Below are 8,621 nucleotides of genomic sequence, written 5' to 3'. Positions count from 1 at the left end.
TTGCGCTGTTGGTTGCGTTGGAGTGCGGTTTCCGGCCAGGGGTTCGGTTTCCGGCGCTGGGTGCACTGTGTTGGTTACGTACCAGCCCGTTGTGTGTTGATTTAGAGTCAGCCGCTTGGGCCTGGCCGGGACAACGCGTATTCCCAGCGGGGCAACAGTGGCTCGATTTGTTCCCACAGGTCGTCCGGGACGATCCATGGCGGCTGCTCACCTTCCGCGCTCGTTCGTGACCAACGATCATGAACCTTCAGGCGCCACACGTGATCAACTTGCCAGGAACTCTCAGTACTGGAGGGTGCGGTTGCTTTCCGCGAAATAGGCGTCCGCCTCGACGACAGTCTGCTCGAACCCGATCTGGTCCTTGAGGATCGTGCCGAGGCTGGGCAGTTCGGCGCGGTCCGGCCAGGTCTCCGGCTTCCACAGCGAGGACCGCAGGAAAGCCTTGGCGCAGTGCATGTAGAGCTGCTCGACCTCGATCACCACAGCGAGCTGGGGCCGCTTGCCCTTGACCACGAGGTCGTCGAAGAAAGGCGCGTCCGACACGAGCTTGGCGCGCCCGTTGATCCGGAGCGTCTCGTTCATGCCCGGGATCAGGAACAGCAGTCCGGCGTGCGGGTTCTCGATGATGTTGCGGAAGCTGTCGTGCAGCTTGTTGCCCGGCCGGTCGGCGAGCACGAGGGTGTGGTCGTCGAGCACCAGCACGGATCCGGCGGGGTCACCTCGCGGTGAGACGTCGCAGGTGCCTTCCGCCGACGCCGTCGCGATCAGGACGAACGGCGAGTGCGCGATCAGGTTCCTGGCGTGCCCGTCGATCTTGTCCTTGAGCTTGCAGAGCGTCCGCTCGGCCGGTTCCCCGGAGAGTGCTGCCAGCTCGTCCAGTGTCTTGATCTCAGTCATCCCCACGTCCGCAGGCTACTGAAGTCCTCGCGCGGACGCCCTGGTGTTTCTGCCCATAAGGGCCGCTGCGTACACCGGCCATCACGCTGCGTCTTGTCCACGTGCCGTGCATCACCTATCGTACCCAGAAAGGTGAAAACCTTTCGCATCTCGACGAGGAGGTACGGGTGCGCAAACCATGCATGCTGGCAGTGCTCGCCGCAGCGATGGTGTTCACCGGACTGCCCGCTGCTGCCGCACCGCAGCCGTACCTCGTCGGCCGGGGCATCTCGGACGTCACCGGGCCCGCCGCCGAGAACGGCATGATGGGCTACTCCAAGTTCGACCAGAAGACCACCGGCATCCACCAGCGCCAGCGCTCCCGCGCCTACGTCGTGGTCGACCGGGCCACGAACAAGCGGGTCGTGTACGTCAACGCCGACCTGGCGATGATCTTCCGCGCTGTCCAGGAAGCCGTCCTGGCGAAGCTCAAGCCGCGCTACGGCGAGTTGTACACCAGGCAGAACGTGCTCCTGTCGGCCACGCACACGCACGCGGGCCCCGGCGGTTTCTCCCACAACCTCGCCTACAACCTCTCAATCCTCGGCACGCAGCCGCAGACGCTCAACGCCATAGCCGACGGCATCGTCGAATCGATCGTCGAGGCGCACGAGGACCTCAAGCCCGGCACGCTCTCCATCGGGCGAGGTGAGCTGACCAACGCGAGCGTGAACCGGTCCACAGTGGCGTTCGACGCCAACGCCGCCGCCGACAAGGCCGTCTTCCCGAACGCGATCGACCCGGCCATGACCGTGTTGCGGCTCAAGCAGGGCGGCACCGACGTCGGCGCGATCAACTGGTTCGCCACCCACAACACGTCCATGACCAACGAGAACACGTTGATCAGCCCGGACAACAAGGGATACGCGGCCTATCAGTGGGAGCACGACGACAAGGGCGTGCGGTACCTGGAGAACAAGCCGGGATTCGTCGCCGCCTTCCCGAACACGAACGCCGGTGACATGTCACCGAACCTCAACCTCAAACCCGGTTCCGGCCCGACCGAGAACGAGGTGGACAACACCCGGATCATCGGCGAACGCCAGAACCGCAAGGCGCAGGAGGTCTACAACGGACCGCAGACCGAGATCACCGGCGCGGTGGACTACCGGATGCGGTTCGTGGACATGGCCAACGTCGCCGTCGACGGCAAGTACACCCCCGACGGGAAACCGGCCACGACGTGCTCAGGCGTCGTCGGCGCGTCGACCATGGCAGGCAGCGTGGAGGACGGCCCGGCGCTGCCCGGCTTCACCGAAGGCATGCAGAGCCCGTGGAAGAAGCTGTTCGAGCCGCTGCAGATGCCTGTGCCGCACTGGCTTCGCGACTGCCAGTACCCGAAGGCGTCGCTCGTGCCGACCGGTCTGATCGGGGCGACCCCGAACGTCCTGCCGGTGCAGATCGTCAAGCTCGGCCACCTGCACCTGGTAGCCGTGCCCGGTGAGGTCACGATCGTCGCGGGCCTGCGCATCCGCCGCAGCGTCGCGGAGGAACTCGGGGTGCCGTTGGCCGACGTCCTGGTCCAGGGGTACGCCAACGACTACAGCCAGTACGTCACCACGCCCGAGGAGTACGACCTCCAGCAGTACGAGGGCGGCTCGACCTTGTTCGGCCGCAACACCACCCCGGCCTACCAGCAGGAGTTCGGCAAACTCGCCGCCTCGTTGCGTGCGGGGACGACCGTGCCCACGGGCACGGCACCCGGTACGCCACCGTTCACCGACATCAACCTGCAGACCGGCGTGGTGTTCGACGACAAGAACCCCGCACAGAGCTTCGGCCAGGTGCTCACGCAGCCGAAGCCGTCGTACCAGTCCGGGCAGACGGCCACCGCTGTGTTCGTCACCGGTCACCCGAAGAACAACCTGCGCCGCAACGGCACGTTCCTCGAAGTGCAGCGGCTCGTGAACGGCACATGGACCCGGCACGCGGACGACGGCGACTGGTCGACCAGGTACGAGTGGAAACGGGTCGGCATCGCCAACTCGGAAGCCACCATCACGTGGGCGATCCCGGCAGGCACCCCGGCTGGCGCGTACCGGATCGTGCACAACGGCGACTGGAAGAGCGGTTGGACCGGCGCGATCACGTCGTTCTCCGGAACGACGACCGCCTTCACAGTGGGTTGAGAAGGCGGCTAGGGAGGGGGAGAGGGGCGCCGGTCACCGGTCACGCGTGACCGGCGCCCACCCTTGCCGTGATGTTCACTCCGTGTCGGACTGGATCGCGGTGAGGATCGGGATCCGCGCGGCTCGCCGGGCGGGCCACAGCGCGGCCAGTATCCCGATCGCGGCGGTCACCACGACGAACAGGCCGAGCCGACCCCACGGCAGCACAACGGGAATCCCGCCCTGACCGGCCACGGCGACGGCTCCGACGACGCACCCGGCCAGCAGACCGGCCACCGCGCCGAGCACGGCGATGATCACCGACTCCAGCCGCAGGATGGTGCCGACCTGGCGGCGGCCGAGACCGACCGCGCGCAACAGGCCGATCTCCCTGGTCCGTTCCAGTGTGGATATCGTCATCGTGTTGACCACCGACAACGCGCCGATCAGCACCGAGATGCTGAGCAGGGCGTAGAGGATGTTCAGCACCAGGTCCAACTGGGTGCCGACCGACTCGATGTACTCGGCGCGGGTCTGCACGACCAGCGTCGGGTTGTCCAGAGCCTGCTGGATCCCGGCGCGGACGGAGTCGGCCTGTGCCGCCTTCACCAGGACCGTGGACGGCTGCCTGCCGGTTTCGGCACGGGACGCGCTCACCAGCGCGTCGTACCGGAAACCCTCCGCCGCGTCGAAGATCGCCACGATCGGCAGACCGGGCGCGACCGACGTGCCGACTGTCCACTTGTGCACGTCGGCTTCCTTGGCACTCACGGCGATTCCGTTGGCGAGGCCGTCGAGTGAGCCCGACTTCACCTTGACGGACACGAACCGCGCGATGGTGGCGGTGTCCACTCCCGCCGCGTCCAGCCAGGTCCGGCCGACGCCGATGCTGACCGGGGTGAGGGGCGTCACCGCTTGTACGCCAGGGACTTGGGCGATCTTGCCGACGGTTTCCGCGCCGATGTCGGCGAAGTCGATGGCGGTGACGCGGATGTCCGCACTGTCGCCGGTGTCCGCGCGGCGTTCGTCCTCGGCGTTGACCGACGCGATCGGAACCGTCACCGCCGCGCAGATCGACAAGCCGATCATCAACGCGCCCGCTGTCGTGCCGGTTCGCCGCGGGTTGCGGCGGGTGTTCTCCACCGCGAGCGTGCCCCGAACGCCCGCGATGCGCGTCATCGGGCGGCGGAGCAACGCGGTCAGCCACACGCTGAACAGCGGTGTCAGGATGATCAGCCCCAGCAACAGCAGTGGCGCGCCGAGGTAGATCAGGTCCGCCGACTCCGCGCCGCCAGCCACGGCGGCGGCACCGGCCAACGCCACCACGAGGCCGGTGACGTTCCTGCGGCGCAACGACTTCCCGCTCGGTGGCAGTCCGGTCCGCAGCGCCGCGATCGGCGGGACGGCCGCGGCGCGACGAGCGGGCACGTACGCGGCCACGACCGTCACACCGATACCGACGCCGAGGGCGGCGACAACCGGCCACACGCCGACCACTTGCAACGGAATCGGCGGCCCGTCGGAGACCGAGAACAACGCGTCCAGCGACGCCGCTCCCCCGATCCCCAGCAGGTAGCCGAGGACCGTCGCGACCACGCCGAGCAGCAATGCCTCCGCGAGGACCATGCGCAGGATGTACCGCCGGTCGGCGCCGACCGCCCGCAACAGGGCGTGTTCACGGGCCCGCGCGGCCGACAGCATGGTGAAGGTGTTGGCCACCAGGAAAACCGACACGAACAACGCGACACCGGCGAACACCAGCAGGATCTCGGTCAGCTTGCTGTCGGCGCCCGGCTTGCGGATCTCCGCCGCGGTGTCGACCGTCAGGTCCTTCGACACGACTGCCCGGACGTTGGCGGCCAGTGCGGCATCGGTCGTGCCGGGCGCTGCCGTCAGGTTGATGGCTGTGTAGCTGTCCGGTGTCTTGGCGAACAGGGCACGCGCGGTGGCGTCGTCGAACGCCGTCAACGTGCCGCCTTGGGCCACGCGCGCGTCCTGCACGGTGAAGACACCGGCCAGCCGGACCGAGCGCACGTTCCCGTCCACGACGACACGTACCTGGTCCCCGACCTTGAACCCGGCTCGGCCCGCTGTCCAGTCGTCGACCGCGATCTCACCCGCGCCCTTCGGTGCCTGCCCGGCGACGAGTTCCAGGTGCGCGTCGAAGTTCACGCCGCCCGCCAGACCCGGTGGCCCGACGAGCGAGCCGTTTTTGCCTACGACGAACGCGCGGCCGTCGGCGACCGGCCGGACCTCACCGGCCCCGGCGACGCCACGCAGCTCGCCGACCAGTTCGGCGGGCACGGGCTTGTCGATCGTGTACGGGCTGACCTGGACCGAGAAGTCCGGTCGCACCCGGTCCAGCGACGCCTGCACCGAGGCGCCGTACAGCAACGCCCCCGACACGAACGCCACACCCAGCATCACCGCCACGGTCGGCAGCAGGAACCGGGTCTTGTTGGCGAGGATCGAGCGCACCGCCATCCGCAGCATCAGCGCACCGCCTGCGCGTCGAACCGGCGCATCCGGTCAAGCACACGGTCGGGCGTGGGGTGTGCCATCTCGTCGACCAGCCGCCCGTCGGCGAGGAACAGCACGCGGTCGGCGTAGCCCGCGGCGATCGGATCATGCGTGACCATGACGATCGTCTGCCCCCAATGACGCGCGCACATCTGCAACAAGCCGAGGATCTGCGCGCCGGTGCGGGAGTCGAGGTTGCCGGTCGGCTCGTCCGCCACGACGATGTCCGGCCGGGAGATCAGCGCACGGGCGCACGCCACGCGCTGCTGCTGTCCGCCGGAGAGTTCCGACGGCCGGTGGGTGAGCCGGTCCGCCAGGCCGACCGCGTCGACGACCTGCTTGGTCCACGCACTGTCCGGGCGTTTGTCGGCCAACGACAGCGGCAGCACGATGTTCTCCCACGCCGTCAGGGTCGGCAGCAGGTTGAACGACTGGAAGACGAACCCGATCTTCTCCCGCCGCAGCCGGGTGAGTCCGGCCTCGGTGAGCGAGCCGAGGTCGGTGCCGCCGATCAGCGCCTTGCCCGACGTGGGTGTGTCCAACCCGGCCAGGCAGTGCACGAAGGTGGACTTGCCCGAGCCGGACGGTCCCATCACCGCGGTGAACTCACGCTGGCGGAACTGTGCCGACACGCCCGCCAGCGCCGTCACAGCGGCCTGCCCGGTTCCGTAGACCTTGCCGAGCTGATCGGCAACGGCGACCGTTCGCTGATCCATCACACACCTTCCTCATCGGACTGGACGGTGACGATGGTGGTGCGAACGGTCGCCCCGGCGGATCAGCCACACTGGCGAGTGAGCACGGGCCCGCTCAGCCGAAAGAATGAGGCCGGGGCCGGGAGCACTGTCGTAGCGTTGCCGCCATGCTCGGCATCCTCGACAGGCTCCCATGGACACAACGCGTGGTGCTCACCGTGCTCATCGCAGTGGCGGTGGCGGGTGTCGTGTTCGAAGGACTCAGCGCCGAGACCGTCCCCGGGGCTGTCGGTGTGGTGATCTGCGGCCTGCTGCCCGTGGCCACGCTGCTGGTGCCGACCGTGCCCACGGCCCTGGTCAGCGGGATCGCCCTGCTGTCGATCGCCTACACGATCATCGGCACGCAGCTTTCGCCGCGCCTGGACAACACCTTCGGTGTGGTGGAGCTGCTGGGCCTGTCGTGGCTGCTGGTCCGGGTGGTCATGCAGTACCGGCCATTGCGGACGATCTGGCTGGCCGCGTTGCTGATCGTGGCCGCGTGCCTGTTGCCGCTGCGGCTGGACGCGTCCAACGAGGAGTACCTGCCCGCGATGGGCGTCGGGATCTTCTTCGGCATGGCGTTCATGACGTTGCTGGGCCTGTACCTGCGGCTGCACGACCGGCGCCGGGCCGACTCGTTCGAACTCGCACGCCAGGCCCAACGCCTGGAGTACGCCCGTGACCTGCACGATTTCGTGGCACACCACGTCACGGCGATCGTCGCGCAGGCCAAGGCGGTCCGGTTCACCACGGCCGCGGGGCTGCCGCCGTCGCCCGCGGCGCTCGACGACATGCTCGCGGGGATCGAGAAAGCCGGTTCGCAGGCGTTGGTGTCGATGCGCGGCATGATCACCGTACTGCGCGACGACGGCAACGGTGGCGCCGTGCCGGTCCGTCCACACCAGACTCTCGGTGAGCTGGTGGCCACCGCGGCCGACAGCTTCGCCGGTCCCCCGGTGACCACGTCGATCGACGACCAGCTGGCCGGGCGGACCCTGCCGCACCAGACGCTGGACGCGGCCAAGCACGTCGTGCAGGAGTCCCTGACCAACGTCCTGCGGCACGCGGCGGAGGTGAGTCACGTCGAGATCAGCGCGTGCGACGAGCCGGGATCCGTGCGGATCACCGTGGCGAACGACGGGATCGCCGCCGACAACGGCATGCCCAGCAGCGGGTTCGGGCTGCTGGGGCTGACCGAGCGGGTCGAGTCCGTCGGCGGGCGGCTGACCGCCGGTCCGACGGGGGCGGGCTGGGCGGTCACGGCGGTCCTGCCATCATCTCCCACATGACCATCCGTGTGCTGATCGCCGACGACCAGGAGATGATGCGTTCGGCGTTCCGGATGATCCTGGACTCCCAGCCGGACATGGCGGTCGTCGCGGCCGTCGGTGACGGCGAGGCGGCGGTCGAGCAGGCGCGCAGGTTGCGGCCGGACGTGTGCCTGCTGGACATCCGGATGCCCGAACTGGACGGTCTGGAGGCGACCCGGCTGCTGGCCGGGCCGCAGGTCCCCGATCCGCTCAACGTCCTGATCGCCACGACCTTCGACCTCGACGAGTACGTCTACCGCGCGCTGCGCAACGGCGCGAGTGGCTTCCTGCTCAAGGACATGTCCCCGGCGCTGCTGGTGGAAGCGGTGCGCGCGGCCGCCACCGGGGCGTCGCTGATCTCCCCGACGGTGACTGTGCGGCTGCTGTCGCACCTGGCTCCCCGCCGCACGGACGAGCCGGACGCAGCGGAGCAGGCGCCGGTCGAGCCGCTCACCGAACGGGAGCTGGCGGTGGTGAAGCTGGTGGCGCACGGCAGGACCAACGACGAGGTCGCCGCGGAGCTGTTCATCACCCTCGCCACGGTCAAGACTCACTTGGCGAACGTGCAGCGCAAACTCACCGTGCGCAACCGGGTCGAGATCGCCGCGTGGGCGTGGCGAACGGGCGTTGTCAGCTCGACGTGAACGACGAGGTACAGAATTCATTCCACCGCCAATGCCTCTCGTGAATATTCGCCGTTCGACGGGCAACGCGCATTGATGCGCTTGTTCATTCAATCGGGATTGAATTCGGCGCCCAGCCGGAGGCTACCCCGCACGGGGGACACGCACCGCGACACTCGAACCACGCAGCGACGCATCAGACGGCCACTCGCGGCAAGCCACTACCCCGAACGGCGCACAGCTACGCACGAGTAGGATCGCAGGACTGTGCGGTCATGCCAAATTCCCCCTGGCCGGATATCGCGGGATGACAAGTTCTCCCCTTCGGGCAATGCCGACAGAACGAAGCCTTGCGAACACCCGGGGTAACAGATAATTTGCGCTTCGGTA

6 protein-coding genes are annotated in these 8,621 nt (G+C 68.2%); 3 read left to right on the top strand and 3 right to left on the bottom strand.

Going from position 1 to position 8,621, the window contains the following annotated elements; all coding sequences use genetic code 11:
- Positions 1 to 282 precede the first annotated feature (282 nt).
- Complete coding sequence (locus ALI144C_RS18740; protein WP_076988385.1) at positions 283 to 903, bottom strand: pyridoxamine 5'-phosphate oxidase family protein; 621 nt, start codon at positions 901 to 903, stop codon at positions 283 to 285.
- Positions 904 to 1,064: 161 nt separating this feature from the next.
- Here ALI144C_RS18740 and ALI144C_RS18735 point away from each other — a divergent pair, with 161 nt between their 5' ends.
- On the top strand, positions 1,065 to 3,065 hold the full coding sequence (locus ALI144C_RS18735) for a neutral/alkaline ceramidase (protein ID WP_237774214.1): 2,001 nt from the start codon (positions 1,065 to 1,067) through the stop codon (positions 3,063 to 3,065).
- A 75-nt stretch (positions 3,066 to 3,140) separates the two neighbouring features.
- Here ALI144C_RS18735 and ALI144C_RS18730 read toward each other — a convergent pair whose 3' ends face one another.
- Positions 3,141 to 5,537, bottom strand: a complete 2,397-nt coding sequence (locus tag ALI144C_RS18730) for an ABC transporter permease (protein ID WP_076988383.1) — start codon at positions 5,535 to 5,537, stop codon at positions 3,141 to 3,143.
- A complete protein-coding gene (locus tag ALI144C_RS18725; protein WP_076988382.1) occupies positions 5,537 to 6,280 on the bottom strand; it encodes an ABC transporter ATP-binding protein in 744 nt (247 codons plus the stop codon). Before ALI144C_RS18725 ends, ALI144C_RS18730 begins: the two co-directional genes overlap by 1 nt.
- A 146-nt stretch (positions 6,281 to 6,426) precedes the next feature.
- Here ALI144C_RS18725 and ALI144C_RS18720 point away from each other — a divergent pair, with 146 nt between their 5' ends.
- Together ALI144C_RS18720 and ALI144C_RS18715 are read left to right on the top strand one after the other, a co-directional pair.
- Positions 6,427 to 7,587 (top strand): sensor histidine kinase, encoded by a 1,161-nt coding sequence (locus tag ALI144C_RS18720; RefSeq protein WP_076988381.1) that lies wholly within the window; start codon positions 6,427 to 6,429, stop codon positions 7,585 to 7,587.
- Complete coding sequence (locus ALI144C_RS18715) at positions 7,584 to 8,252, top strand: response regulator (RefSeq protein WP_076988380.1); 669 nt, start codon at positions 7,584 to 7,586, stop codon at positions 8,250 to 8,252. The genes ALI144C_RS18720 and ALI144C_RS18715 overlap by 4 nt, the downstream gene beginning before the upstream one ends.
- The last annotated feature ends 369 nt before the right edge of the window (positions 8,253 to 8,621 follow it).

Origin of the sequence: Actinosynnema sp. ALI-1.44, from assembly GCF_001984155.1 — a bacterium.
Taxonomy (GTDB): domain Bacteria; phylum Actinomycetota; class Actinomycetes; order Mycobacteriales; family Pseudonocardiaceae; genus Kibdelosporangium.
Note: the sequence above shows the minus strand (reverse complement) of the source record. Positions and strands in the feature narration are given on the sequence as shown.

Bases quoted from the DNA above. Each gene is read 5' to 3' on its own strand.
- ALI144C_RS18730 (WP_076988383.1), bottom strand. From the start codon at position 5,537: ATGCTGCGGATGGCGGTGCGCTCGATCCTCGCCAACAAGACCCGGTTC.
- ALI144C_RS18725 (WP_076988382.1), bottom strand. From the start codon at position 6,280: ATGGATCAGCGAACGGTCGCCGTTGCCGATCAGCTCGGCAAGGTCTAC.
- ALI144C_RS18720 (WP_076988381.1), top strand. From the start codon at position 6,427: ATGCTCGGCATCCTCGACAGGCTCCCATGGACACAACGCGTGGTGCTC.
- ALI144C_RS18715 (WP_076988380.1), top strand. From the start codon at position 7,584: ATGACCATCCGTGTGCTGATCGCCGACGACCAGGAGATGATGCGTTCG.